This is a genomic window from Corynebacterium singulare, assembly GCF_000833575.1.
Lineage (GTDB): Bacteria > Actinomycetota > Actinomycetes > Mycobacteriales > Mycobacteriaceae > Corynebacterium > Corynebacterium singulare.
Genome location: NZ_CP010827.1, coordinates 2,459,902 through 2,486,006, shown reverse-complemented (window position 1 = coordinate 2,486,006; position 26,105 = coordinate 2,459,902). Strand labels below are relative to the sequence as shown.

General features: G+C 61.6%; 24 protein-coding genes. 12 read left to right on the top strand and 12 right to left on the bottom strand.

Features of this window, described 5'->3' with window-relative positions:
- The first annotated feature begins 34 nt into the window (after positions 1–34).
- From CSING_RS11540 to CSING_RS11515, 6 genes are all read left to right on the top strand, one after another.
- The gene (locus CSING_RS11540) at positions 35–523 is read left to right on the top strand and encodes an NUDIX domain-containing protein (protein WP_042532446.1); all 489 of its coding nucleotides are present in this window, start codon (positions 35–37) and stop codon (positions 521–523) included.
- 39 nt (positions 524–562) lie between these two features.
- Positions 563–1,540 carry an ABC transporter ATP-binding protein gene (locus CSING_RS11535; protein WP_042532444.1) on the top strand — a complete coding sequence of 326 codons (978 nt, stop codon included), beginning with the start codon at positions 563–565 and terminating at the stop codon, positions 1,538–1,540.
- Positions 1,540–2,304, top strand: a complete 765-nt coding sequence (locus CSING_RS11530; protein ID WP_042532442.1) for an ABC transporter permease — start codon at positions 1,540–1,542, stop codon at positions 2,302–2,304. Before CSING_RS11535 ends, CSING_RS11530 begins: the two co-directional genes overlap by 1 nt.
- Positions 2,301–3,500: a multidrug effflux MFS transporter gene (locus CSING_RS11525; RefSeq protein WP_042532439.1), complete on the top strand. Its 1,200-nt coding sequence runs from the start codon at positions 2,301–2,303 to the stop codon at positions 3,498–3,500. Before CSING_RS11530 ends, CSING_RS11525 begins: the two co-directional genes overlap by 4 nt.
- 88 nt (positions 3,501–3,588) lie before the next feature.
- Positions 3,589–4,938, top strand: coding sequence for an AAA family ATPase (locus tag CSING_RS11520; protein WP_042533454.1), 1,350 nt, complete (start codon positions 3,589–3,591; stop codon positions 4,936–4,938).
- A complete protein-coding gene (locus tag CSING_RS11515) occupies positions 4,938–5,399 on the top strand; it encodes a hypothetical protein (RefSeq protein WP_042532437.1) in 462 nt (153 codons plus the stop codon). Before CSING_RS11520 ends, CSING_RS11515 begins: the two co-directional genes overlap by 1 nt.
- 35 nt (positions 5,400–5,434) lie before the next feature.
- Here the strand turns inward: CSING_RS11515 and cls are convergent, their stop codons facing one another.
- Genes cls through CSING_RS11495 form a run of 4 tightly spaced genes read right to left on the bottom strand, consistent with a single transcriptional unit; the run spans position 5,435 to position 9,332 of the window.
- Entirely contained in the window at positions 5,435–6,898 is a 1,464-nt protein-coding gene (cls, locus tag CSING_RS11510) for a cardiolipin synthase (RefSeq protein ID WP_042532435.1), read from the bottom strand.
- Positions 6,899–6,904: 6 nt separating this feature from the next.
- On the bottom strand, positions 6,905–7,714 hold the full coding sequence (locus CSING_RS11505; RefSeq protein WP_042532433.1) for an exodeoxyribonuclease III: 810 nt from the start codon (positions 7,712–7,714) through the stop codon (positions 6,905–6,907).
- 5 nt (positions 7,715–7,719) lie between these two features.
- Positions 7,720–8,718 carry an N-acetylglutamate synthase, CG3035 family gene (locus tag CSING_RS11500; protein WP_042532431.1) on the bottom strand — a complete coding sequence of 333 codons (999 nt, stop codon included), beginning with the start codon at positions 8,716–8,718 and terminating at the stop codon, positions 7,720–7,722.
- Positions 8,718–9,332 (bottom strand): peptide deformylase, encoded by a 615-nt coding sequence (locus CSING_RS11495; protein WP_042533452.1) that lies wholly within the window; start codon positions 9,330–9,332, stop codon positions 8,718–8,720. The genes CSING_RS11500 and CSING_RS11495 overlap by 1 nt, the downstream gene beginning before the upstream one ends.
- A gap of 16 nt (positions 9,333–9,348) precedes the next feature.
- Here CSING_RS11495 and CSING_RS11490 point away from each other — a divergent pair, with 16 nt between their 5' ends.
- Genes CSING_RS11490 through CSING_RS11480 form a run of 3 tightly spaced genes read left to right on the top strand, consistent with a single transcriptional unit; the run spans position 9,349 to position 11,751 of the window.
- Positions 9,349–9,591, top strand: a complete 243-nt coding sequence (locus CSING_RS11490; protein WP_042532429.1) for a DUF3263 domain-containing protein — start codon at positions 9,349–9,351, stop codon at positions 9,589–9,591.
- A 42-nt stretch (positions 9,592–9,633) separates the two neighbouring features.
- A complete protein-coding gene (locus CSING_RS11485) occupies positions 9,634–10,566 on the top strand; it encodes a LytR C-terminal domain-containing protein (protein ID WP_042532427.1) in 933 nt (310 codons plus the stop codon).
- A gap of 48 nt (positions 10,567–10,614) precedes the next feature.
- A complete protein-coding gene (locus CSING_RS11480) occupies positions 10,615–11,751 on the top strand; it encodes a glutamate--cysteine ligase (protein WP_042532424.1) in 1,137 nt (378 codons plus the stop codon).
- 32 nt (positions 11,752–11,783) lie between these two features.
- On the opposite strand, the gene CSING_RS11475 is transcribed toward CSING_RS11480, so the two are convergent.
- The 8 genes from CSING_RS11475 to CSING_RS11440 all read right to left on the bottom strand — a co-directional run bounded on the left by CSING_RS11475 (position 11,784) and on the right by CSING_RS11440 (position 21,069).
- The gene (locus tag CSING_RS11475; protein ID WP_042532422.1) at positions 11,784–13,022 is read right to left on the bottom strand and encodes a glycosyltransferase 87 family protein; all 1,239 of its coding nucleotides are present in this window, start codon (positions 13,020–13,022) and stop codon (positions 11,784–11,786) included.
- An 83-nt stretch (positions 13,023–13,105) separates the two neighbouring features.
- Positions 13,106–13,486 (bottom strand): monovalent cation/H(+) antiporter subunit G, encoded by a 381-nt coding sequence (locus CSING_RS11470; RefSeq protein WP_042532420.1) that lies wholly within the window; start codon positions 13,484–13,486, stop codon positions 13,106–13,108.
- Positions 13,483–13,755: a monovalent cation/H+ antiporter complex subunit F gene (locus CSING_RS11465; RefSeq protein ID WP_042532418.1), complete on the bottom strand. Its 273-nt coding sequence runs from the start codon at positions 13,753–13,755 to the stop codon at positions 13,483–13,485. Before CSING_RS11465 ends, CSING_RS11470 begins: the two co-directional genes overlap by 4 nt.
- The gene (locus CSING_RS11460) at positions 13,755–14,273 is read right to left on the bottom strand and encodes a Na+/H+ antiporter subunit E (protein ID WP_042532416.1); all 519 of its coding nucleotides are present in this window, start codon (positions 14,271–14,273) and stop codon (positions 13,755–13,757) included. Before CSING_RS11460 ends, CSING_RS11465 begins: the two co-directional genes overlap by 1 nt.
- The gene (locus CSING_RS11455; RefSeq protein ID WP_042532415.1) at positions 14,270–16,066 is read right to left on the bottom strand and encodes a Na+/H+ antiporter subunit D; all 1,797 of its coding nucleotides are present in this window, start codon (positions 16,064–16,066) and stop codon (positions 14,270–14,272) included. The genes CSING_RS11460 and CSING_RS11455 overlap by 4 nt, the downstream gene beginning before the upstream one ends.
- Entirely contained in the window at positions 16,059–16,559 is a 501-nt protein-coding gene (locus CSING_RS11450; protein ID WP_042532413.1) for a Na(+)/H(+) antiporter subunit C, read from the bottom strand. The genes CSING_RS11455 and CSING_RS11450 overlap by 8 nt, the downstream gene beginning before the upstream one ends.
- Complete coding sequence (locus CSING_RS11445) at positions 16,559–19,474, bottom strand: Na+/H+ antiporter subunit A (protein ID WP_042532411.1); 2,916 nt, start codon at positions 19,472–19,474, stop codon at positions 16,559–16,561. Before CSING_RS11445 ends, CSING_RS11450 begins: the two co-directional genes overlap by 1 nt.
- A 227-nt stretch (positions 19,475–19,701) precedes the next feature.
- Entirely contained in the window at positions 19,702–21,069 is a 1,368-nt protein-coding gene (locus CSING_RS11440; protein ID WP_042532409.1) for a dipeptidase, read from the bottom strand.
- A gap of 114 nt (positions 21,070–21,183) precedes the next feature.
- Between CSING_RS11440 and CSING_RS11435 the strand changes: the two genes are divergently transcribed.
- From CSING_RS11435 to CSING_RS11425, 3 genes are all read left to right on the top strand, one after another.
- A complete protein-coding gene (locus tag CSING_RS11435) occupies positions 21,184–23,163 on the top strand; it encodes an OPT family oligopeptide transporter (protein ID WP_042532407.1) in 1,980 nt (659 codons plus the stop codon).
- Between the two features lie 307 nt (positions 23,164–23,470).
- A complete protein-coding gene (gene groL, locus CSING_RS11430) occupies positions 23,471–25,120 on the top strand; it encodes a chaperonin GroEL (protein ID WP_042532405.1) in 1,650 nt (549 codons plus the stop codon).
- 485 nt (positions 25,121–25,605) lie between these two features.
- A complete protein-coding gene (locus tag CSING_RS11425; RefSeq protein WP_042532403.1) occupies positions 25,606–25,785 on the top strand; it encodes a PorH family porin in 180 nt (59 codons plus the stop codon).
- The last annotated feature ends 320 nt before the right edge of the window (positions 25,786–26,105 follow it).

Below are 26,105 nucleotides of genomic sequence, written 5' to 3'. Positions count from 1 at the left end.
GCTCTTCACCCGTAAGTGGGTATAGATTGGAGGTATGAGTGCGCGTGTAAACCCAGAACTGTCCGGCGATGGATGGGCCCAAGGTCCGAACGGGGTGCCTGTGTGGGGCAAGTTCGGTGCGGCGGGGCTCTTCCTCGTAGCTGGGGATGAGGTGCTGCTTCAGCACCGTGCCACGTGGACTAATAATGGCGGGACGTGGGGAATCCCGGGCGGGGCGCGCGATAAGCCGGAAACTCCGGAGCAGGCTGCGCTGCGAGAGACCGAGGAAGAAACCGGCATCGCCGTGGCAGATGTGGAGGTCCTCGAGTCCATCGTGACCTCTGGGCCGTTTGATGGCGGCTGGACCTACACCACGGTGCTGGCGCGAACAGTAACGGGCCAGCGCTTGGAAACGACTCCTAACGAGGAATCCGCTGAACTGCGCTGGGTGCCGTTTGCACAGGTAGACCAGTTGGATCTCATTCCACCTTTTCGGGAGGCATTGCCCGGGCTGGTGGAGCGTTGTGGGGAGCTGAACCGCTAATACAGGCACATGGCAGGAAGCTGTGGCACGCTGTAGTGCATGATTGAAGTAGCCGGACTGACAAAACAGTATAAGTCTGTCCGCGCCGTTGATGACCTCACCTTTCAGGTACAGCCGGGACAGGTGACCGGCTTCTTGGGGCCCAACGGCGCGGGAAAGTCAACGACAATGCGGATGATCCTGGGCCTCGACCGGCCCACGGCGGGCACAGCCTTGGTGCATGGCAAGCCCTACCGAGAGCTCAAGCACCCGCTGCGGGAAGTGGGTGCGCTTCTTGACGCTAAAGCGGTCCACGCCAACCGCTCCGCCGCCAACCACCTCAAGTGGATGGCACAGTCCAACGGTATCCCTACCTCGCGCGTTGATGAGGTGCTGGGGCTAGTGGGGCTTTCCGACGTCGCCGGAAAGAAGGCCGGCGGCTTCTCTCTGGGTATGGGCCAGCGCCTCGGCTTGGCAGCGGCACTCCTGGGGGACCCAGGCGTGCTGATTCTGGATGAGCCGGTCAATGGCTTGGACCCCGAAGGTATCCGCTGGGTGCGCTCGCTCGTGCGCGCGCTTGCTGCAGAGGGACGCACGGTGCTCATTTCTTCCCACCTCCTTTCGGAGATGGCACAGACCGCTGACCACCTCGTGGTGATCGGTCGTGGCCGCCTCATGGCCAACCAGCGCACCTATGACTTTGTCAAGGAAAACTCGACTGCCTCCGTCATCGTTCGCTCAGAACACCTGTGCGAGTTCGGCTCCGTCCTGCGGGAGGCCGGGGTGTTCTTCACCACGTCTGTGGATGAGGAAAACCGACCCACGCTGGTTATTCCAGAGCAAACCACGGACTACGTGGGACAGCTGGCCTATTCTACCGGTGTGCCCCTGACGGAGCTCACGCTGCACAGAGCCTCCCTTGAGGAGGCCTTCATGGCGATGACCAATGATGTGGTGCAGTACCAGGCACAGCCTGGTGGGGCGCAGACAGCCGCGGGTAGAGGTGCCGGCATCAACGCAGAAGGAGCTCAGCACTAATGTTTCTCAACATGCTCAATGCGGAGTGGACCAAACTGCGCACCACTAAATCATTCTTCTGGACCACTGGCCTGATCTTGGTCATTGCGACAGGTTGGACGCTGATTAACTCGCTTAACGCGGGCGAGCCCGTCCTGGGCATAAGCCCCCTACAACCCAATTCTCTTGTAGCTGTGCTGCTGCTTTTGGGCGTACCGATCCTCATGATCCAGGGTGCCATGGTGGTGACCACGGAATACCGCCACAAGACGCAATCGGTGACGTACATGGCCAACCCCAACCGGTGGTTAGTGGCCGTTGCGAAGTTAGTGCTCTATGGCTTCATTGCTGCGCTCATCATGTTTTTCAGTGAGGTGTACATCTTTGTCCTCGCCGATATGACGACCAATCCTGCCGCCGCGGAAGCGTTCCACCCCTTCTCAGAGGACAGCGCTCAGCGCCTGCTGTGGACGGCGCCGCTGGCCGCCTTTGGTGCGGTGATGTTTGTCCAAGGATTGGGCCTTTTGCTGCGGCAGACCGCCGGCACCGTGGCGATTGCCCTCATCCTCTACATGGGCCTGGAAAACGTGGTGCGCATCCTTCCTGTGGTGGGGGATGACATTATCCACTTCATGCCGTTTACCGCCTTCACCAACTGGACCATGGACATGGTGGAGGACAGCGCCCCCTGGGATTCAGTAGGCATGGGCGGAGTGGTCTTCTTCGCTTGGGCCATCATCCTGTGGGGTATCGGCGTGCTGGTTCTGGAGAAACGCGACGCGTGATCCCCTTCCCCCTAGTGGCATCTTTGGCGCTGTTGTCCGCAACGGCGCCTTTTGCGACTGACATGTACCTGCCGGTCATGCCAGCCATCGTCGCTGACCTCGCCACCACTCGCTCGATGGTGCAGTTGACCATCTCCGGTTTCTTCATCGGTATGGGTGCCGGCCAGTTGCTGGTGGGTCCGCTCTCAGATGTTATTGGCCGTAAAGCTCTCGTGCTCAGCGGCGCGGCGTTGGCGTTGGCTGCCTCGGTACTGTCTGCCCTGGCTCCCAGTGCCGCTATCCTCGTGGTCGCCCGCGTGCTGCAAGGCCTTGGCGGCGGGGCCTGCGTGGTCCTAGCGCGTGCCATTGTTCCGGACCTTGTCCATGGCGCTGCTGCCGCGAAAGCCTATTCGCTGCTCATGGCCTTGCAGGGCATTGCCCCGGCCGTTGCCCCGGTCTTGGGAGGGGTGTTGGCGGAGCCACTGGGATGGCGGGGTATCTTCTGGGTGCTTGCCGGCTTGCATGCTCTACAACTGATTCTGGCCTGGTTCATCGTTCCAGAGACCGTCAGCGCGCGTTGTGGCCCAGAGTCATCTCGGGTGAGCTTGGCTCGCACTGTTGCCGGTAATTATTGGGCCGTCATCACGAATGCCCGGGTATGGGGCTATCTCATCACCATGGCCTTCGGCTTCTGCTCGATGTTTTGCTACATCTGCGCTTCCGCCTTCGTTCTTCAAAACCAATGGGGCTTTTCGCCCTTGGGCTACTCGCTCATCTTCGGCATGAATTCCGTCGGCCTTTTCGCTGCCACCGTGGTGAATTCTCGGGCCTTGGACTCGCTGTCACCTGCCGTCATGCTGCGGATAGGCGTGTCCGGAATCGTCGTGAGCGCACTGCTCTTGTTGCTCACGGTTGTCATGGACGCGCCGGTGTGGTTGAGCCTTGCCGTCCTCTTCACATGCATCGCGCCCACAGGATTCATCATGGGCAACGCCACCGCCCTCGCCACTGGGCTTATGCGCTCGCGCGCGGGTAGTGTCTCCGCCATCATGGGGTTTGGCCAATCCCTGCTGGCCAGTGTGGTTAGCCCGCTCATGGGGCTCGGCTCTAACCCGGCGCTGACTATGGCACTTGGCATGGTGGTCTGCGGCCTTGTGGCTCTGTTCGGGCTGTGTACTTCCTGCCGCCTAGCTGGTTTTTTGGCGTGGCGCGATTGATCCTGGTGGTGGAGGGTTTCCGCGTGCCGCATTACGAGAGTCACATTGAGGACCATGATTGCCAGCGCACATGTGTATCATGTGCGGCATGTCCGCTCCCCGCCTTGCCGAGCTGCGCCTGCGCAGGTTTAAGTCTTTTCACGATGCCGTACTCACGCTACATCCGGTGACTTTTCTTACAGGTTTAAACAGCTCCGGCAAGTCGAACGCCTTAGATGGGCTTGAGGTTTTGTCGCGGTTATCTTTGGGCTCGGAGCTCAGCGATGCTCTTGATGGACGTATGACGCACGCAGGGCCAATTAGGGGAGGCTCCCGTGGCTGTGCACCACACGGCGAAGATAGTTTTGAGTTGGGCTGCACTGTCGAAGCTGGAAAAGATGTTTTTCGCTTTGACGTAGAAATACAGGTGCTTCCGGAACTGCGAGTGCTAAAGGAAAGCCTGGTGGGGCCAGGGTATTCCGTAAAAAGTGGGGTCAGAACTGAAGAAGCAGAGCTTTTCAAGACTCAACCTGCGGCAGATAAGCTTGCTGGAATTTATACGGAGATTTTCAACGGAAAGCGTGGCGCGAACCCAGCAACCCTTATGCGGGACTCCCGTCTAATTCTAGGGCAGGTAAAGGCAGTTCTTGCAGGGAAAAACCGTGCGGAGAATTCAGTGTTGAAGGGCGCATCGATTGTGAGTACTGCACTTCGATCTGTGTTTCACCTTGACCCGGTGCCAAGTCTTATGCGCACTTACGTTGCGAAGAAGAACGCTCAGCTCAAACGCAGCGGCGAAAATCTGTCGGCGGTACTTTGGCAATTACGAAAAGATTCGCCTGAAACCTTCCGCGATTTAGGACAGTTGGCTGCAAACGTTACCGGAGTGGACTCTACTTTGGATTTTATTGACACTCAGCTGGACGAAGTGATGCTTACTCTTGTTGAGCACTTTGCGGATGGAAGGCATGAAAGCACACCCGCACGTGAAATGAGCGATGGGCTTCTTCGATTCCTGGCGATTGCAACGGCATTAAAAACAGCTCCCAGAGATTTGGATATCGAGCAGCCTCTTTCAAGCGGAGATGATGTGGACAGCGCCGTAGCGCAAATCGTCGTCGAGGAAATGGAAAACGGTCTCCACCCGTCACAGGCGCAAAGAGTTATGCACATGCTTAACGAATCAGCACACAAGCATGACTCTCAGGTTCTTGTAACAACTCATAGCCCCGCGATTTTGGATCAGATTTCTGGTGAAACTAACGGTCAGGTTGCGGTGTGTTACCGAGATGAGAAAACCGGGAATAGTGAACTTTCACCATTGGTGGAATTACCGGATTTCGTGGATTCTATTTCGAAACACAGTCTGGGAGCTGCTGTAACTGCCGGCGAATTGGTCGATGACACCGATACGAAGGCTAGCTTCGACAACCTGAATAAGCTTTTTGGGATTGGCTGATGCGCGTTTACTTCATCGACACTTCTGTGCTGGACAATCTGCTTGAGATTCCGAAAAAATGCCAGGATCGAGAACAAGCGAAGTACGACTTTTCTCAGCGTCAGTCCGAAGACTCTAGGTTTATCTTGCCTATCACTGCTGTTATCGAAACCGAAAATCATATTGCGCAGCTTTCGGATGGTCGGGTAAGACGCGATATTGCGGAAAAGTTTTCGCAGATGCTCGAGCTGACAGCGCAACAGCAAGCCCCGTGGATACTTCATGACTTTCAGTGGAACAAGGAATTTATTTCTGAGCTAATTTTACAACATCGAGCTGGCCAAACGATGGTGGAATTGATGATGCAGCAGGTCGGTGGTGGGGACCTTTGCATTTTGACAGAAAGGGAGCTGTACAGGCGCGCTACCGGAATAACCGCAGAGGTGTGGACATATGACACCATGCTCGCCAGTAACACCTAACGCGAGAGTATGAGCACTGGGGACGTGATCGCGCGCTATTGCAGCGCCGAGGTCAACCGCATCACGTTATCCACGTAGCGGCGCAGCAACCCGCGCTCATTCCACTCCTCGAGGGTCAGCTCGTGGCAGACCTTCTCATAGTTGGTAGCTAGCCGGGTGAAGTCATTGATGAGGTCGCCCTTGGCCACAAGCATGGTGGATTCGTAGTTAAGACCAAAGGAGCGCATGTCCATGTTGGAGGAGCCGAACATGCATAGCGGATCGCGGTTCGGCAGGTTTGGATCTGCCAGCATGAACTTCGAGTGCAAGACAAACGGTTCAGGAAACTGGAAAATGCGCACACCTGCTTCCAGAAGGGCCTGGTAGTAGGAGGACTGCGCGTGGTCGACCATGAACTGGTCAGCTTTCTTCGAGACCAGGAGATGGACCTCCACGTCACGGTAGCAGGCGGTGGTGACGGCCTCGAGCAGGGACTCATCCGGGATGAAGTAGGGCGAACACATCACCAGTTTCTCCTTGGCGTGGTGCACAACCGAATTGAACATGCGCAGGTTCGGTTCAGTGGTGTAGCCGGGGCCGGAGGGGACGAGCTGGAGGTGGTTGGAGTCATCGTCCACGGCATCGTCATAGGGCTGCACGTCGAGGGAAATCTGTTCCTCGGATTCCAAGTACCAGTCCACCGCGAAGACCGCGGCCAGTGAGGTCACCACGGGTCCGGTGAGTTCTACCATGTAGTCGATCCAGGCGCGGTCCTTGGTCTTGTACTGGCGCTTAATCATGTTCATTGAGCCCAGGAAACCCGTGTGTCCGTCGATGACCACGATCTTGCGGTGATTGCGCAGATCGGGGCGGCGGAAACGGCCCTTGTGTAGCTGTAGCGGCAGCATGAGGTGCCATTCCACGCCAATCTCCGTCAAGCGCTTGCCCAGGGAAAAGTAGCCCTTGTACTTGTAGCTTCCAATCTGGTCCAGCAACAGCTTGACCTCCACGCCGCGCTCGCGGGCGCGCTTGAGGGACTGGAAGAAGACATCCGTGACCTCGTCCCAGGACTGGATGTAGATCTCAACGAGCACGTATTTCTCGGCGCGATCCACAGCCCGTGCCATGGCCATGATGGCCTCGTTATAGGAAGCATGAAGCCCCTTGTTGTGTCCAATGAGTGCCGGGTGCCCGGTGAGGTTGCGGTTGAGCTGGATAAGTGACTCGATTTCTGGGGACAACCTGCCCTTCGGGTGGTTCGGTGTGGAGGCGGTGACGTCAGCTATCAGCGCGTTGGCCTCTTGCTGGATGCGGTGACGCCGCCGATTGATGTAGGGCGAGCCCATGAGCAAGAACAGGGGCAGGCCCACGATCGGGAGCACAAGAATGGCGAGTAGCCACGCGGTGGAGCTCGACGGGCGGCGGCCTTCGGGCACGACACCGATGGCGATGATCTTGATGCCATAGTCAAGGATTAGCAGCGCTAACTGCCATGCGGAGAGATCGATGTTGAGGTTCATGGCACGCTAACGCACCGAGTCGAAATCGGGGACGTCGAAATCAGCAATGAGTGGCACATGGTCTGAAGTTTTATCACCCGCACGTTCCACCAGATCCACCTGGGCGCCCTGCACGAGCTCGGCCAAGGGGGCAGAAGCCAGCTGAAAGTCAATACGCATGCCCTCGTTCTTCTGGAAGCGCAGGGACTTGTAATCGAAGTAGGTCCAGCGCTCCTTCTCCGTGAAGCGGCGAGTGACCTCTTCCAGGCCAGCCTCCTCAAGCATCTGGAAGGCCGCGCGCTCCGGTTCGGTGACATGCGTCTTGCCGCGGAACAGGCTCATGTCCCACACGTCCTCATCGCGTGGGGCAATGTTGAAATCGCCCGTGAGCAGCAGCTTCGACTGCGCGCGGGTCTCCACATAGCGCGCGAGCGCGTAGAGGAACTGCAGCTTGTAGTCGTAGTGCGGGTCAGTAATTTCGCGCCCATTTGGGATGTAGAGCGACCAGACTTCGATCCCGCGGATGCGCGCGGATACCGCGCGGGCCTCGCGCTTTTGTTCCTGTGCCGGGTCCTTGTGAAACCCGGGCTGGCCGGGGAAGAAGGTCTGGACCTCGTCCGGCTCGTCCTTGGACACAATGGCTACGCCATTCCACTGGTTCAGACCGTGGCTGGTGACGTGGTAGCCGGCCTCCTCGAAGGGCGCGCGGGGAAACTTCTCATCCGACACCTTGGTTTCCTGAAGGCAGAGCACGTCGATATCGTGCTTGGCCAGCAGATCCACCGCGCGGCCGACGCGGGTGCGGACGGAGTTGATGTTCCACGAAGCGATGCGCATGTGAATCAGGGTACTTGAGCAACGCGGCAGGCGTAACGGTGGCGGTGCTGCTCCAGGAAGCCGAGCTTCTCGTAGAGACCAATCCCGGCTACGTTGTTCGCCACGACCTGCAGGTAGGCCTTCTGTGCGCCGTGCTCCTTGCCCCACGCCAGCATGTGCGCGCCGAGCGCTGTTCCCAACCCCTTGCGCCGCCAGCCTTCAGCCACCTCAACGGCCGAGTAGCCTAACCACAGCGTGCCATCGCCGGATTCGGTGAGCGTGCCGCGCGTAATGGCAATTGTTTCGCCCGCGTCGGACAGCAGGCGGCCAAAGCCCATCGTGCCGTCAATGTGGCTGCGCAGATACTCCAACGCCAGTGGTGGGAGTGACTGACCGCGGAAATGGTAAAGGCTGAGCCACTCGGGGTCGGGTTGCTTGTCGACGACAAAGTGGACGTCGCTAAGCTCCGGCAACTCCCCAAGCTCCCGCACCATGACCAGGATCTCCGGCTCCAAGGACCACGCCTCGGGCGCAGCCGCGATGAGCTTCTCGGCAGGATTGCCAATGCGTTCCGGGACCGCCAAACGCGTGGGCAGGTCATGGCGGGCATAGAAAGCGTCGATCTCCTCGATGGGCACCGGCATAAAGCCCGCCGAGGGGCCCAGGGGAATGGCTGAATTGGAGCGCCCCGTCACACCGTCACCAGCGCGCATGAGCCACTGGCCATCGGCGGTCCACGTGTGCTCCTTGCCGGGGAAGGCGGCGGCGGTGGCGACCTCGACGGCGCGGATATCGGAATTGCGCACCGTGCGCGGCGAGAGGCGCTTAATAATCTTGAGCTGCTCCGGCGGAATCTCCACCGCCTCCAACGAGGACGGGTAGCCACCCACCTCCTGAGGGCGGATGACCAGTGGATCCACGCTCACCACGTGGCCAATGACATCGCTGTGAATCCCGCCAAAATCGCGCCGGGCCACAACGCGCTCGCCCACGGAGACGGCGTCGGAGCGGAAAATGCGGGACATTAGTCGTCGTGCCCGAAAGGATCCTCGTCCTCGCCTGGAACCCAGGTCAGGCCCGCTTCGGTCCATCCGTTGCGCTTGATGGTCTTCTTGGCCTGGCGCTTGTAGCGGCCGGTGAGAACGTCGGTGTAGACGAAACCATCAAGGTGGCCGGTCTCGTGCTGCAGCATGCGCGCGAAGAAACCGTAGCCCTCGATGGAGATGTCTTCGCCCTTTTCATTCTTGCCGGTCACGCGCGCCCAGTCGGCACGGCCGGTGGGGAAGCCCTCGCCAGGAACGGAGAGGCAGCCTTCGTCCTCGGTGCCATCATCGGCCGGCATGGTTTCGGGGATTTCGGAGGTCTCCAGAACGGGGTTGATGACGCAGCCGCGGCGCATGCCACCTTCAGGCAGCTCGGTGCCGTCGGGCCCGTCGGTGTCGGGGCAGTGATAGACAAAGAGGCGCTTGTTTACGCCAACTTGGTTGGCGGCCAAACCAACGCCGTGCGCGGCGTCCATGGTCTCGTGCATGTCCGCGATGAGCTCTTGCAACTCGGGGGAGTCAATGGCTTCGGTCACGGGCTCGGTCGGATTGTGGAGGACCGGGTCGCCGTGGATAACGATGGGGCGAATAGTCATGACATACAGTTTAAGCATGCAGTCCCTGTCAGACCTAGACGCCGCCATTTTGGAGTTCGAGTCCCACGCTCCGCGTGATATCAGTGCCAAGGAGGAGGCCATCCGCGCGCAGTTGGATATGTCACCGGTGCGTTATCATCAGCGCCTCAATGTGCTTCTCGACGCCCCAGCGGCCCACGCGTCCCACCCTCTCCTCGTCACGCGCCTTCGCCGGCTTCGGGATGCCCGCGAGGACGTTCGCCGCGCCGCGCCGCGCTAAGCAATCCACGCTACGCCCGTTGCAGATACTAGAGTTTCCTGTGTGACTAATGTGAATCCGGAAAACTCTGCTTCGTCCGTTAACGGCGCGCGCCCCGCCGCCGATTCCACCGACCCCGCCGCAGTTGGCGTCAACCCTGATGCTCGCGCTGGAGACCCAGTTGCCGCACCAGCTACTGCATCGGCTGCCGCACCGGCTGAGGCGCCAGCCGCCGAGCCTGTCGCTGCGGGTACTGATGCCGGCGCTGCCGCAGCACCCGCCACTAAGCTGCCCGTCCGTGGCCTCGCCATGGTGCTCATCGCCGTGGCCGTGATGTTGGGCATGTGGGCCCTCTATGCCATGACCTCGGATAACTCCGAGAACGTTGCCGAGGATGGCGGCAATAACGATTCCGCCGTTTCAGGTCCCGCCAACGGCGGCGCCGAAGGCGAGGGGCAGGGCGGCCAGGCGGGCGCCGGCAACAAGGATGCCGGCGCGGCGGGCGGCGCGGCTGGCGCCGATGCTGATAAGGACGGCAACGCAGCAGGCAGCGACGCCAAGAAAGACTCCGGCAAGGATGCTGATGCGGCCGGCGGTGACGCCGATGCCGGTCAGGATGCTGCTGCCGAAGGCGACGACGCCGCTGAGCGCGACGGTGCCGCGGCAGACCGCGAACAGGCCGATATCCCGGTCAACGTCTACAACAACTCCGGCCGCGCCAACTTTGCCGCCGATGAAGCCGAGCGCCTGAAGTCCCAGAACTTCAAGGTCTCCGAGGTAGGCAACCTGAGCGGCGAGGTTCTCGTTGCACCGCAGACCACCGTCTACTACCCGGAGGGTGACGCCGCCGCGGAGAACCTGGCCAAGGAGCTTGCTGCCCAGTACTACGGCGGTAGCGTCCCAGGCGGTGCCATCGCGCCCTACCCGGCCGAGCTGATCGGTGATTACACCAAGGGTGACGCCGTCGTCGTGGTCCTCGCCGTGCCGCAGGCTTAAGGAATAAAATCTTATTAAATTCATCCGCTCGACAGATAAGATGAGTGGGTGAATATTCCGGAAGAGAACTTCGCCCGCTCCCTCGAGCCAACACTTGGGGTCGAGTGGGAGGTAGCCCTCGTAGATCCAGTGACCTGGGATCTCGTGCCGCGTGGCGCGGAGCTCATCGACTCCGTCCGTGCCGCCCACCCTGATATCCACTTGGAGAAAGAGTTTCTCCAGAACACCGTGGAACTGGTCACTGGGGTCTGTCGGACCGTGCCGGAGGCGATGGGGGACTTGGGGGCGTCGCTCAGCGCAGTGCGTGAGGCGGCCACCGCTATGGACGTGCGTCTATGGGCCTCCGGCGGGCACCCCTTCACCGATTTCCGGAAGAACCCCGTCTCCAACAAGGCAAGCTACTCCGAAATCATCAACCGCACCCAGTACTGGGGGCAGCAGATGCTGCTGTGGGGCACGCACGTGCACGTGGGCATTCGCCACGAAGACCGCGTGTGGCCCATCATCAACGCGTTGATGACGAAGTACCCGCACCTGCTGGCCATCTCTGCGTGCTCCCCGGCATGGGAGGGCCTCGATACCGGCTATGCCTCCAATCGCACGATGCTGTACCAGCAGCTGCCCACTGCCGGCATGCCCTACCAGTTTGAGAACTGGACACAGTGGCAGTCCTACATGCGTGACCAATCCATTTCGGGTGTTATCAACCACACGGGCTCGATGCACTTCGATATCCGCCCGGCCTCCAAATGGGGCACGATTGAGGTGCGCATCTCTGACGCCACCTCCAACCTGCGCGAGCTCTCCGCCATCGTGGCGCTGACTCACTGTCTGGTGGTGCACTATGACCGCATGCTGGATGCCGGTGACACGCTGCCGACACTCCAGCCGTGGCACGTGGCAGAAAACAAGTGGCGCGGCGCGCGCTATGGCATGGATGCGCTGGTCATCACGTCGCGCGAGACCGACGAGCGGTGGGTCAAGGACGAGCTGGCGGACATGCTGGAGGAGCTCGCGCCGCTATCCCAGGAGCTGGGCTGTGCCCGCGAGCTGCAGCTGGTCCAAGAAATCATCGACTCGGGTGCGGGCTACCAGCGGCAGCGCCGCCTTTACGAGGAGACCGGCAGCTGGCAGAAGGTGGTCAAGGCCACCGCAGATGAGATGGAGCAGCTCCTGCCGCTGTAAACCTGAGGTGGACGATATGGGTATCGATATTGCTACTGCTTCGATGCCGGAACTGCCGTTCCAGCCTTGTAGCGCGGGGCGATGAAGCCCCACAGGGCGTAGGCAGCGATGAAGAGCACGCAGGACAGAGTCCACAGGGACGTTGCCCACGGCTGGAAGGACTCGAGGGTGTCGAGGTTCGCGGAGGACATGGTAAACCACACCGGCACCGACATGAACGGCAGCGACACCACGACAAGCGCTGCCAGCGCTGCCAGGCCGGCGAGCTGCTCACCGAACTTGCCGGACACACGCGCGCCCACCGCCTGGTTCACCGTCACGAAGACCAAGACCGCAAAGGGGATGGTCCACACGAAGTGGTGGTACCAAGAAAACGGGGACACCAAGCAGGTGCTCAGGCCTGTCAGAGCGAAGGCTGCGGTACGGTTGCCCCGCTTGTAGGCCGTGCGCAGCGCCAGGCAGGTGAGCACGAAAACGGCAAGGACGGCCAGGAGCCACCACATACCACCGTCGATGCCCAGAACGCGGAACATCAGCGAGCGCAGCGACTTCGCACCGGGGTTGGCATGCTCGCCCACGCGGGAGGAGTTGAACATGGCATCGGTCCAGAAGTCCAGAGCATCCGGAACGAAGATGAAGCCCAGCACCACCGTCACCAGGAAGGTGACGATGGAGCCGACCGCAGCCCACCAGCGCTTTTCAAAGAGCAGCGCCAAGCCCATGTAGGCCGGAGTGAGCTTGATGCCCGCCGCCAAGCCGATACCCACGCCGGGGAGGCGGCGCTTCATCGGCAGGAAGTCAAGGGCCACGAGGAGCATGAGGAAGACATTGATCTGTCCGTAGTACAGCGAACCGTGCATCGACTCGTTCGCCGGCGTCAGTGCCGTCAGCAGAACCGCAACGACAATGGCTGCAGGGCTGAGCTTGATGCCGCGCTCGCGGAAAATCATCACCACAATCGCCAGCACTGCCAGGAACATGAGTGCTGGCCAGAGGATGGTCAACGCGCCCTCGCTGAAGAAGGGTAGAACCTGGAAGAGGATGCCGGCGAAGGGTGGGTAGGTGAAGGGGAATTCGTAGATATAGGGGGCGTCGTACAGCAGCCCGCCCGCGTTGAGGTCTGCGCCCGCCATGCGGTAAATGGCCAGGTCAAAGGGGAGGATGTAGGTGAACGCTTTGTGGCCGTCGAACTGGATGATGCGGTAGACCATCACCGCGATGCCCAGTGCCAGGACAGTACACAGTGTGGGGATGCCCTGCAGCTTCTTCACGTGAATTCTCCTCGGCCGATGAAAGGTGTCCCTAGGAGAATATAGTAGGGGCCTTTCATCGAAGGGGAACGAACCACCGTTAACTACTTGCGGCGCATGGAGCGCGTAGCCGGGTGTTCGTTGCGCGACATGGACTCCGCGGGGCCGTAGAGGCCTTCTCGGCGAGCGATACGCGAGGTCCGCTGGGCCGTCACCGGGCTGGTGATCATGGCAAAGAGCACGAGCAGGATGAGAATACCCAAGTCGCCGCGCTCAGCCACGCTGAAGTCCTCCGAGCCCGTCACCTTGATGAGCGCGCCCAGGATGGTGAAGATGAGCCCGGTCGTCTGCGGTTTCGAGATGGCATGTACGCGCGCCATGGTGTCGCTGAACCTCGCGACGCCGATCGCTGCCGCCAACGTGAGAATCGAGCCGGCGAGGATGAGGATGATCGAGAGGACATCGGCAATCAGTGCGTAACTCATGAATCCCTCTTCCTGAAACGTGTCACGGATACCGTGGAGATGAAACCCAACAGCGCCACGACGAGCATCGCGTTGGATACCGTGGTGTCCAGGCTCCAGCAGATGTAGGTGGCCATGGCGCATTGGAACATGGCCACGAAACCGTCCATGGCCACGAGCCGGTCGAGCGAGTTTGGCCCGACCACGATGCGCCACGTCGTGATGAGGAAGGCCACCACGAGGAAGCCAGCAGCCACGGTGAGCAGGATGTTATAGAGTCCCGTATCCATTAGAGGTGGCTCCTTTCGAAGATGGCAATCATGTCTGCCTCCAGCTTGCGCACGGCGGCGATTTCGCGCTCGAGGTCTCCTTCGGAGTCGGCGTTGAGCAGGTGGATGGTGAGTATGCGGTTCGCAATATCGATATCGGATACGGTACCGCCCGGCTGCAGGTTGTACAGGCTGACCGCCAGCGCCAGAACGAACTCATTCTCCAAGCGCATCGGGAGCCTGACAATCGCCGTCTTGGGCACCTCCTGTGGGCGCACCGCCAGCCAGCCCACCTTGACGGAAGCTTCCATCAGCTCCACAAACCACTGCACCATGAAGATGAAAAGCTTTCCCCAGCTCACCGAAATCCCCGCCACGGGCATCGCCGGTAGCGGCAGCGCGAAGACGATAAACAGGCTGGCTATCAGCCCGCCCACCAGGTTCGCCACGGTGACTTCACCCATGAGCATGCACCACATGACGATGATCCACACCATGAACCACGGGCGGAAGCGGTGCTTAATTCCGGAGAATCTCATCGCGAAACCTCCTCTTCTTCCTTATCCACGGAGGTGGGCAATGCGGGCGTGGCGCTTGGCGACGTCCTCGTTGTCGGCGCCACCGGCTCCGGATCCGGGAGGGGTTCGCTGCGGTTCTTCCGCGAATCGGCGCCCTCCTCGTAGCGTTCGGCGGGGTCCAAGTGCCGCGTTGGGTCCTCGGCGGAATCCCCCAATACCGCGTAGCGGTAGATGGACTCATCTTGCGCGGACGTCGCCGCGCGGGTGGTGACCCCGGAGATGGGGCCGGCGAGGAAGGTCATCGAGACCGAGGCGATGACGAGCAGGGACGTGGAGGCCAGCATGCCGAAGGGTACGCGGCCGACATCGGCGCGCTCCTCGAATTCGACGTACTCGGTGACCTCCCCGAGCGGGGAGGGCCGCGCCATGGCGAGGTTGCCTTCGGGGGCATCCCTGCGATCACGCAGGAAGCCCTTGGCCCACACGAGGATCATGACGTAGAGGGTCAGCAGCGAAGTGAGGACAGCGCCGCCGATGAGGACCCACGACATCCAGGAACCCTCGTTCGCGCCGGCCTGAATCAACATGATCTTGCCCAGGAAGCCGGAGAAGGGCGGGATGCCGCCCAGGTTCATGGCCGGGATGAAGTACAAAATGGCGATGAGTGGCGCGGAATAAATCAGCGAGCCCAAGCGCCGCAGCGAGGATGTGCCGGCTTGGCGCTCGATGAGGCCTACCACCAGAAAGAGTGCGGTCTGCACCAGAATGTGGTGGACGGCGTAGAAGATGGCGCCCGACAAGCCCTGCGCGGTACCGAGGGCAACGCCGAAGACCATGTAGCCGATGTGGCTGACCAAGGTGAAGGACAGCAAGCGCTTGATATCCGATTGCGCGATGGCGCCCAAGATACCCACGAGCATCGTGGCCAGCGCGACCCACATGAGCAGGCCGTCGAGCCCGCCGCCGGTGAAGATGGAGGTACGCGCGCGGATGATGGCGTAGACGCCGACCTTGGTGAGCAGGCCCGCGAAGACCGCGGTGACGAGCGAGGGCGCGGTGGGGTAGGAGTCCGGCAACCAGGCATCGAGTGGGAAGATGGCTGCCTTGATGCCGAAGGCGATGAGCAACACGGAGAAGACCGCGGTGCGGGTACCGGCTGGGATGTCCTCCATCCGGATGCCGATCTGGGCCATGTTCATCGTGCCCACTGCGGCGTACACATAGGCCAAGGCCAGCACGAAGATGAGCGAGGAAGCCATGGAGACCATGACGTAGCCCACGCCCGCCCGCACGCGCGCAGGCGATGCGCCGAGGGTCAGCAGCACGTAGGAAGACACGAGGAAGATCTCGAAGCCTACGTAGAGGTTGAACAAGTCACCAGCCAGGAAGGACACGTTCACGCCCATGGTCAGCAACATGTAATTAGGCAGGAATACCGCCACCGGTTCGTCCTTGATGCCATCGCGCACGCCCTGTGAGATGGCGTACCACATGACGGAGAACAGGACGACGGAGGAGGTAAAGAGCATGACCGTGGACAAACGGTCCGCCACGAGCGTGATGCCCACCGGGGCGTCCCAGCCGCCCACCTGGAGGGTCTGGATGCCGGTGGTATCCGCGATGAAGATCAGTGCGGCGTTGACCGCGGCCAGCGTGAGGAGGGAGAAGAAGGCGATACGGCGCTGCGCATGAGCATTGCGCGCAAAGAGCATCGCCAACGCGGCCGCCAGTGCGGGGATGATGATCGGAAGGGGGATCAGGAAGCTGACGTAGGGCAGCAGCAGGTCCACCAGGGGTGAGATAGTTTCACTCATCGGTGGCCTCCTTCACGGGAGCCTCGAAGAACTCGGGGCCAAACATATCGCCTTCCTTCGTGGTGCGGCCGGTGGTCGGATCATTGGAGGCGTCGTGGTCGGGGGCGGCCGAGGCATTGCCCGGGCGCGAGGCAATCGCCGCGATGGCGGTGTCCTCGGTGTCATCCTCAATCACGTCCGCGGTGCGGTAGCGGTATTGGCGGTAGGCCAAGGTGAGGATGAAGCCGGTCAGCGCCATTGAAATGACGATCGCGGTGAGGATCATCGCCTGGGCCAGCGGATCGGCGATTTCTTCGCCATAGGGCAGGGAGGTCCGGCCGTCGATAGGCGGCGAGCCCGCCTTGCCGCCGGCCATGAGCACGAAGAGGTTCGCGCCATTGCCCAGCAACAAGATGCCGAGCAGCATCTTGGTCATCGCGCGGTCCAGCAATAAGTACACCCCGGCGCCGCAGAGCACGCCCGCAGCGAGCAGGAGCATGAGGTTGGCATCCATTAGGCGTGTCCTTTCTCTGCGGTGGCAGTTTTTTCTTTCTCTTTTTCTTTCGTGCGGCGTGCCAAGGAGCGGTCGCGGGCGCGTTGCTTACGCATCTCTTCTTCCTCATCGAGCTTGGCGCCCAAGGAGGACAGGACGTAGAGCGTGAGGCCGACGACGATGAGGTAGACGCCGGCGTCGAAAATCAGCGCCGAAGGCAGGGATACATCACCGATGAGTGGCACCCCGACCTTTGTGTACCCGGTGGTCAGCGGCGGGTAGCCCAAGAGCATCGGGGTGATGACTGCGCTGAGGGAGAGCAGCAAGCCGACCGCCATGGTGCGGCCGCCGTCGAGAGGCAGCGCCTCATCGAGCTCCGCGCGCCCGCCGGCCAGGTAGCGCAGAATCAGCGCCAAGGCCGCCACGAGGCCGCCGGCAAAACCGCCGCCGGGGGCGTTGTGGCCGCCGAAGAAGAAGTACAGGGAGAGCACCATCATCGAGGGGAAGAGGATGTGGGTGCTCACGTCCACCATGAGCGAGCGGTTGAGCGCCTTCTCCGATTCCACGCCCGCGGCCAGCCAGCGGCGGCCGGTGACCTGCAAGGTCGGGCGGCGGGAGGAGCGGGTGAAACTCTGCGTGCGGTAGATCAGCGAGGCGATACCCGTCGCCGCGATGATGAGCACCGTGATTTCGCCGAAGGTATCCCACGCGCGCAGGTCCACGAGCAAGACGTTGACCGTGTTGGCGCCGTGGCCGATCTCCTTGGCCAATTCCGGCATGTACTGCGAGATGGGTTCCTCGCGCCGGGCGTTGATGGCGAACATGCCGACCACGGTGACGGCCAGGCCCACGCCCACCGCCAGCCACGCGCGCAGGCGGCCTGATTTGGGGTCCTGCTTCCACTCGGTATTCGCCGGCATGCGGCGCAGCACGAGCATGAAGAGCACCATAATGATGGTCTCCACGAGGAGCTGCGTCAGCGTCAAGTCCGGCGCGCCGTGAAGCGCAAAGATGAAGGACAAGGCGTAGCCCGTCGCGCCCACCAGGATGACGCCGGAGAGGCGGTTATCCAGCACCGTGGCGGCGATGGCGGCGATGATGATGACCACCGCTGCGATGGCCTGCCAGGGGTTCTCGGCCACGATCATGTGCACGTTGGTGAGGTCGCCGCGGATGAGCATGACGATGGGCAGCACCATGAGGGTGGCAAAGATGACCGTGAGGTTGAACTGCAGCGAACCGCGCTGCGTGGAAGCGGTGATGCGCAGGGAGAGTTGGCGCAGGGCGTTGATGACGGCGTCGTAGGAGTCATCGGCCGAGCCCAAGGCCGGGTAGGTGAACTGGGCCTTCGTGAGGGCTTGGCGCTGCCAGTGCAGGAGAGAACCGGCGACGATGATGACCACGGAGAGCAGCAACGGGATGGTGAAGCCATGCCATAGCGCTAGTTCGGACGCGTGCTTCGCGCCAAAGGTGTTGTCCAGGTGCTGCGTGATGCCGTGGGACAAAGGCAGCGGCAGCAGACCAAAGAAGATGGTCAGCAGAGTCAGCACCGTCGGCGGGATCCACAGGAAGGGGCCGATGTGGTGCATATTCGCTACCGCTTCAGAGGGCTCCTCCTGCCCCTTCGAGGAGAACGCGCCCCAGAGGAAGCGCAGCGCATAGGCCATGGTCAGCGCGGAGCCGACGACGACCGTCACGAGCAGCATGTTGCGCGGCATGCCGACCAAGAGCTCCTCGTGCATGATCGCCTCGAGCGTGGCCTCCTTGGACACGAAGCCCAGCAGCGGCGGGATACCGGCCATAGACATCGCGGGGAGGATGGCCAGGATGCACAGCGCGGGTTTCTTCTTGCCCAGGCCTGCCAGCTTGTCGATGTCCCTCGTGCCCGCCGAGTGGTCGATGGCGCCGACGATCATGAAGAGCGCTGCTTTGAAGAGGGAGTGCGCGAAGGTCAGCGCCAGTCCTGCTTGCATGGCCTCGCGGGAGCCGATGGCGATGATGGCGGTGATAAAACCCAGCTGCGAGACGGTACCGTAGGCCAGAACCAGCTTCAGGTCGCGCTGCTTGAGCGCCATCCAGCCACCGAGCAACATGGTGAAAGCACCCAAGGGGATGACCACGAGGTGCCAGGTGGGGATGTCATGTACCGAAGGCGCTAGGCGAGCGACGAGGTAGATGCCGGCCTTCACCATCGCCGCGGAGTGCAGGTAAGCAGAGACCGGGGTCGGCGCGGCCATGGCGCCGGGCAGCCAAAAGTGGGCGGGGGCGATGGCGGATTTGGAGAGCGCACCGCAGAGAATCAGCACGATGGCCACGGTGAGGAAAGGCGTGTTGGCCAGGTCCTCGGTGGCGGCGATATCGCTGAAGGACCACGCGCCGGTCTGGCGGCCGAGGAGGGTAATGCCCACGAGCATGGCCAGGCCGCCGAGGACGGTGACCATGAGTGCCTGCTGCGCTGAGCGCCGGGATGAGGCGCGCTCGCCGTAATAGCTCACGAGGAGGAAGGAGAGCAAGGAGGTGATTTCCCAGAAGACGTAGAGCAGCAGGAAATTATCGGAAATGACCAGGCCGTACATGGCCGTGGCAAAGCCCACCATCTGGCTGCCGAAGAGGGCTAGGCGGCGCCGGGAGTGGTCGAAATAGCCCCAGCAATACAGCAAGACCAGCGCGCCCACGCCCAAAATGATGAGGCTGAACAGCGCGGAAAGCGCGTCCATGCGCAGGTTAATCGTTAGGTGCGCGGCGGGCATCCAGTTGAGGTCGTATGCCAGCTGGTTGCCGTCGCGCAGCGTTCCGGTGGTGAGCTGTTGGAGCACCCAAAAGAAGCCCACCGCGGGCACGACGGCAAGGAGGCCGAAGGCGCGGCGGCCGAGATAGAAAAGGAGGAATGGAGCGGCGATGGTAGTAAGTACCAAGGCGCTGAAGAGAGTGAGCACGAGGTCGCGTGGCGTCCTTTCCTTGTCGGGGACTGGGCAAAACCCACCGCAGCGGCGGGCGTTCACTAATGCTTACGATACAGTCTGAAATCCCAATTTTCACATTTTCGTTTCATACAGTTATATCTGTGTCTCCTGCTGGCGTTCCGCCACGTCGCCACCAACGCATCCAGAAGAAAAGCGAGCCCGCGCCCGGCGGATGGCTCTGTCGGGCGGGATAGTGCCGCTTAAGCGAAACGCTGGAGGAAGAGAGCCTCAGCGATCGCAATGTTCTCAATCTCAGTCGGGTCCACGGACTCGTTGGCGGAGTGGATCGTAGCCTGCGGCTCCTCCACACCAAACAGAGCAATCTCAGCGTTGGGGTGCTTGCCCTGCAACTCCACGGTCAGCGGGATGGAACCGCCCATGCCCTGCGTGATGGCCTCGGAACCGTAGGCCTCACCCAGGCACTGGCCCAGCAACGCTACGGCGGGCTTCTCCGGGTCCGTCTCGAAGCCCAGGTTGGCTTCCAGGATGGTGACCTCGATGTGCGCGCCGAACGGGACGTGCTTCTTGAGGTGCTCTGCTACGGCTTCGGCGGTGGTCTGCGGGTCCATGGTGGCCGGGGTGCGCAGGTTCAGGTTGGCCTCCGCGGTTGCCGGCACCGCGTTGACGGCTTCTGCCACCGGGGTAGAGGTAAAGCCAGTCACGGTGATGGCCGGGCGGGCCCAGATGAGGTCCGCGATGGCGGTGGCGCCTGCAGGGTCGTGGGCGCCCATGACCTCGGTGCCGTCGAGCATCTGCGCGTCGGCGCGGAAGTCCTCCTCGGTGTAGGCGGTGTCCTGGCCGGCGGCGAGGGGCCAGGTGCCGTCACAATCGACGCCGTCGATAGTCGTCCGGCCGTACTCATCCGTCAGGGAGTCCAGCGCGCGCATGAGAGCCTTGACGGCGTCGGGAGCCGCGCCGCCGAACTGGCCGGAGTGCACTGCCGAGTTGAGAGTGGAGACCTTGACGTTGATCTGGGAGCCACCGCGCAGGGAGGTGGTCAACGTCGGCACGCCCGCCTTGGCGTTGCCGGCATCGGCGATCAGGATGGCGTCGGCAGCGAACAGCTCCGGGCGCTCCTCAATGAGTGCGGACAGGCCCTCGCCGCCGCGCTCCTCGGAGCCTTCGATGAGGACGGTGAGGTTGAGGTCGGTGCCGCCATTCGCATCTAGGGCGCGCAGGGCGGCCAGGTGCATGGCCACGTTGCCCTTGCAGTCAGCGGCGCCGCGGCCGTACCAACGGCCATTGCGCTCGGTGAGGGTAAACGGATCCGACTCCCACGCCTCCGGGTTGCCGGCGGGGACAACGTCGTAGTGCGAGTAGAGCAGCACCGTCTTCGCGCCCTCCTTGCCCGGGCGGGTGGCCAGGATGGCGGTGGAGCCGTCGGCAGTAGTGATGGACTGCGGCTCAAGGCCCGCAGTAGACAGGGCGTTGCTGACCCACTCAGCGGCTTTGGCAGTCTGGTCTTCCAAGCCCGGCTCGTTGTGCACGGAGTTGAAGGACACCAGCTCCTTGAGCTGGCTAAAGATGTTCTCGCGGTCGGAAGCGATGAATTCAGAAATGTTGCTCATGGCTTCCAACGTACCCTGTGCGGGCTGGGCGCCGGGCCTACTGGCTAGGTGTAGCGGCCGCGGCATACTAGACTTTCTAAGGTTCACTCCATATTGCATTAGAAAGGACCTGACATGGCGACTACCACCGCCGAAGGTTCCCAGTCCACGCTCCGCGAGCTCACGCTGCGCGGCATCATCATCGGTGGACTCATCACGCTGATTTTTACCGCGGCCAACGTCTATCTGGGCCTCAAGGTGGGCCTGACGTTTGCCACCTCCATCCCGGCCGCGGTGATCTCCATGGCCGTGCTGCGCCGCTTTGCCGGTCACAATGTCAAGGAAAACAACATTGTGCAGACCATCGCGTCGGCCGCCGGCACCCTGTCCGCCATTATCTTCGTGCTTCCGGGCCTGGTGATGGTGGGCTACTGGCAGGGATTCTCCTTCGTCGATACCGCGGCGGTGTGCGCCATCGGCGGTGTGCTGGGCGTGATGTACTCCATCCCGCTGCGCCGCGCCCTGGTGACTGGCTCCGACCTGCCGTACCCGGAGGGCGTGGCCGCGGCCGAGGTCCTCAAGGTGGGCGATAGCTCCGGTGTGGAGGGCGATGTTGCTCACGAGGAAAACGCCAAGGGCCTGCACGTCATCGTCTTCGGCGGCATCCTGTCTGCAGTGATGGCGCTGCTGGGAGCGATGAAGGCGGCGGCGTCGGAAGTCGCGGCGTACTTCAAGCTCGGCTCCGGTGCCACCACCCTGGGCTCCTCGCTGTCCCTGGCGCTCATTGGCGTGGGCCACCTGGTGGGCTTGGCGGTGGGTATCGCCATGCTCGTCGGCGTGGTCATCTCCTACCTGATTCTGCTGCCCATCCTCACCGGCGGTGAGGCTCTGGGAGATCCGGCCACCCTCATGGACACCGTGGATAGCGTGTTCTCCGGCCGCATCCGCTTCATCGGCGTGGGCACCATGGCCATCGCGGCCGTGTGGACGCTCATCAAGATTGCCGGTCCGATTGCGAAGGGCATGGCGGAGTCCTTCGCCTCCTCCCGCCACCGCAAGAGCGGCCAGCAGGTGGACGTGGAGGAGCGCGACATTCCGGCGCCCTACGTCATTGGCACCATCGTTGCCCTCATGATCCCCATCGGCCTGCTGCTGTGGAACTTCGTGCGCGGCACCGATATTCACGAGCACATGGCGGTGCTCATTACCGTGTCTGTACTCTTTACGCTGCTGGTGGGGCTCGTCATCGCCTCGGTGTGCGGCTACATGGCGGGCCTTATCGGTGCGTCGAACTCGCCGATTTCCTCCATTGGCATTATCGCCGTCATCGTCGCCGCGCTCATCATCGCGCTGGTGACTCGCGGCACCGACGCCGAGCCGCTGTCCCTCGTGGCCTACACGCTGTTTACCGCGGCGATTGTTTTCGGCATCGCCACCATCTCTAACGACAACCTCCAGGACCTCAAGACCGGCCAGCTGGTCGGGGCTACGCCCTGGAAGCAGCAGGTCGCGCTCATCATTGGCGTCATCTTCGGTTCCCTGGTTATCCCGCCGATCCTGCAGGTCATGCTCACCGGCTTCGGCTTCCAGGGCATGGAGGGCGCCGGCGAGGATGCCCTGGCCGCCCCGCAGGCAGCGCTCATGTCCTCGGTGGCCTCCGGCATCTTCGATAGCTCTCTGCCGTGGGACCTCATCGGCCTAGGCGCGGCGATTGGCGCCGTCATCATCGTGATCGATGAGTGCCTGCGCAAGTTCACGGACAAGTACTCCCTGTCCCCGCTGGCCGTGGGCATGGGCATGTACCTGCCGGCCGCCATCACCATCGTGGTGCCTATTGGTGCCATCCTGGGCTACGTGTACAACCGCTGGTCGGCCCGCCAGTCCAACCCGCACTTTGTCAAGCGCATGGGCACGCTGCTGGCCACCGGCCTCATCGTGGGTGAGTCCCTCTTTGGCGTGGTCAACGCGGCCATCATCGCGGCCTCTGGCGGCGAGTCCCCGCTGGAAATCTTTGAGGGCGGAACCTCTGCCAAGGTGATCGGCGTCGTGCTCTTCATCGCCGCTATCACGGTGTCCTACAAGTGGACCTCGAAGAAGGCAGTTGCGGAGAAGTAAGGCAACCTCTTCTATTCCCTTAACTCACATACCTACTCACATACCCATGCCGGTTGTTCGGCGGAGGTAGTCGCGGGCGGTGCGCAAGCACCGCCCGTTCGCTTATAGCGTTCGTGTTGAACCTTGCAGTCGGTGGGGGAGAGTGCCAGAATGGTCGCTAGCACTTCCACGTGGCAAGTGCCAGAAATAAATCAGAGTCATCTATGTGGTTGGGGCTGGAGAACACTCGCCAGCCGTGCCGTCGCGGGCGTCCGTCATAGATCCGACGTGAGTGTCGTCCTCAACAAAGCTTAAGGAGCACAAACACATGGCAAAGATCATTGCCTTCGATGAAGAGGCACGTCGCGGCCTCGAGCGTGGTCTGAACACGCTGGCCGACGCCGTCAAGGTCACCCTCGGCCCCAAGGGCCGCAACGTCGTCCTGGAGAAGTCCTGGGGCGCCCCGACCATTACTAACGACGGTGTCTCCATCGCGCGCGAGATCGAGCTCGAGGACCCGTACGAGAAGATCGGCGCTGAGCTGGTCAAGGAAGTTGCCAAGAAGACCGATGACGTCGCGGGTGACGGCACCACCACCGCTACCGTCCTGGCACAGGCACTGGTTCGCGAAGGCCTGCGCAACGTCGCCGCCGGCTCCAACCCGATGGGCATCAAGCGCGGCATCGAGACCGCTACCAAGAAGGTTGTGGACTCCCTGCTGGCTTCCGCCAAGGAAGTAGAAACCCAGGAGCAGATCGCCACCACCGCTGGCATCTCCGCCGCGGACCCGGCTATCGGTGAGAAGATCGCTGAGGCGATGTACACCGTGGGCAACGGCTCCGTGAACAAGGACTCCGTCATCACCGTGGAGGAGTCCAACACCTTCGGCGTGGACCTCGAGGTTACTGAGGGCATGCGCTTCGACAAGGGCTACATCTCCGGCTACTTCGCCACCGACATGGAGCGCCAGGAGGCTGTCCTGGAGGATCCGTACATCCTGCTCGTCTCCTCCAAGATCTCCAACATCAAGGACCTCGTCCCGCTGCTGGAGAAGGTCATGCAAACCGGCAAGCCGCTGCTCATTATCGCCGAGGATGTCGAGGGCGAGGCCCTGTCCACTCTCGTGGTCAACAAGATCCGCGGCACCTTTAAGTCCGTGGCCGTCAAGGCACCGGGCTTCGGTGACCGCCGCAAGGCCACTCTGCAGGACATGGCCATCCTCACCGGCGGCCAGGTCATCTCCGAGGAGGTCGGCCTCTCCCTCGAGACCGCCGAGATCGAGTACCTGGGCCAGGCCCGCAAGGTCGTTGTGACCAAGGATGAGACCACCATCGTCCAGGGTGCCGGTTCCCAAGATCAGATCGACGGCCGCATCAAGCAGATCCGTGCCGAGATTGAGAACTCCGACTCCGACTACGACCGCGAGAAGCTGCAGGAGCGCCTGGCCAAGCTGGCCGGCGGCGTCGCAGTCCTCAAGGTTGGTGCTGCTACTGAGGTCGAGCTCAAGGAGCGCAAGCACCGCATCGAGGACGCTGTGCGCAACGCTAAGGCTGCCGTGGAGGAGGGCATCGTCGCCGGTGGTGGCGTGGCCCTGTTGCAGGCTGCCGACGTCCTGGATTCCCTCTCCGACCTCACTGGTGACGAGGCTACCGGCGTCAAGATTGTCCGCGAGGCGCTGTCTGCACCGCTGAAGCAGATTGCTCAGAACGCTGGCTTGGAGCCGGGCGTTGTGGCTGACAAGGTTTCTTCCCTGCCGGCTGGCCAGGGTCTCAACGCCGCTACCGGCGAGTACGTCGACCTCATGGCCGCGGGTATCAACGACCCGGTCAAGGTCACCCGCTCCGCCCTGCAGAACGCTGCGTCCATCGCTGCACTGTTCCTCACCACTGAGGCAGTCGTTGCTGACAAGCCTGAGCCGGCCGGTGCTGCTGGCGCTGGTATGCCGGATGCTGACGCTATGGGCGGTATGGGCTTCTAATCCCAATGCCTGGGCGCTGTGTCCCAGATGGCTATATCAAAGAGAATGCTCCTCACGGTTTTCCGTGGGGAGCTTTCTCTGTGTTGAGACACTTTCGTGTCTTTTCTCCACCCTATATGGGGGTATTTTTCCGGAGTGCGCTGGAAAATTTTTCAGATTTTTCAGGTTCTGCGCGCACCTTTCAATCGGAAGGTTACGGGATGGTGTTACGTATTTCGGGCCACATTCTGGATCTGTGTGTCCACTGTTCCGCATTTGCCCAGTTAGTGGGGTTTTTGCAGGTAAGGTGAACATTAGGTTAATTGATAACATCTTCTGAATGCTGGTGTGGGAGTCTAGTTTGGCCGAAAAATTAACACCGCCATCCACTTGCAATGTGGGGGAGCTGTGCCAAAATAGTTTCTTGTGACGCCCGCTGAGGGTGTCTGCAAACCGCAAACCCCCTCCGGGCACTTTCTACCCGGACTTCACAAAAGGAGACCATAATGGATCTTTCTTTCATCGGCGACCAGCTCGGCAACTTCGCTGACTTTGCTGAGGGCATCAAGAAGCTCTTCGGCGGCTTCGCTGGCGCATTCGACACCATTACTGGTGCTGTTCAGCAGGGTGACTCTTACGAGTTTGCCCCGGACACCTCCAAGCTCGAGGCTCTGTCCTCCAAGTAAGCCTGATGTGCCTTCGGGCGCATTGAGAACACACACTTTTACTTCCAAGGAGATTTACAATGGGTACCCTTTCTTCCACCGGCATCCTCGGCACCATCCTGTCCGTTCTGTACAACCTGGGTGACGCTGCCAAGGGCGCTTCCAAGCTGATCGGCCTGCTCTAAGCAGCACGCTGTTCACGCAGAACTAAGCGTTAAACCCCGCTGCCTGTTAAGGCGAGCGGGGTTTTCATGTTTTCTCTGAGGGATGCGGGCTCTAGTTGGCTATACGGTACGTTTTCGCAAATATGGCAGCGTAAACACCAGAATTTCGGGACTTGT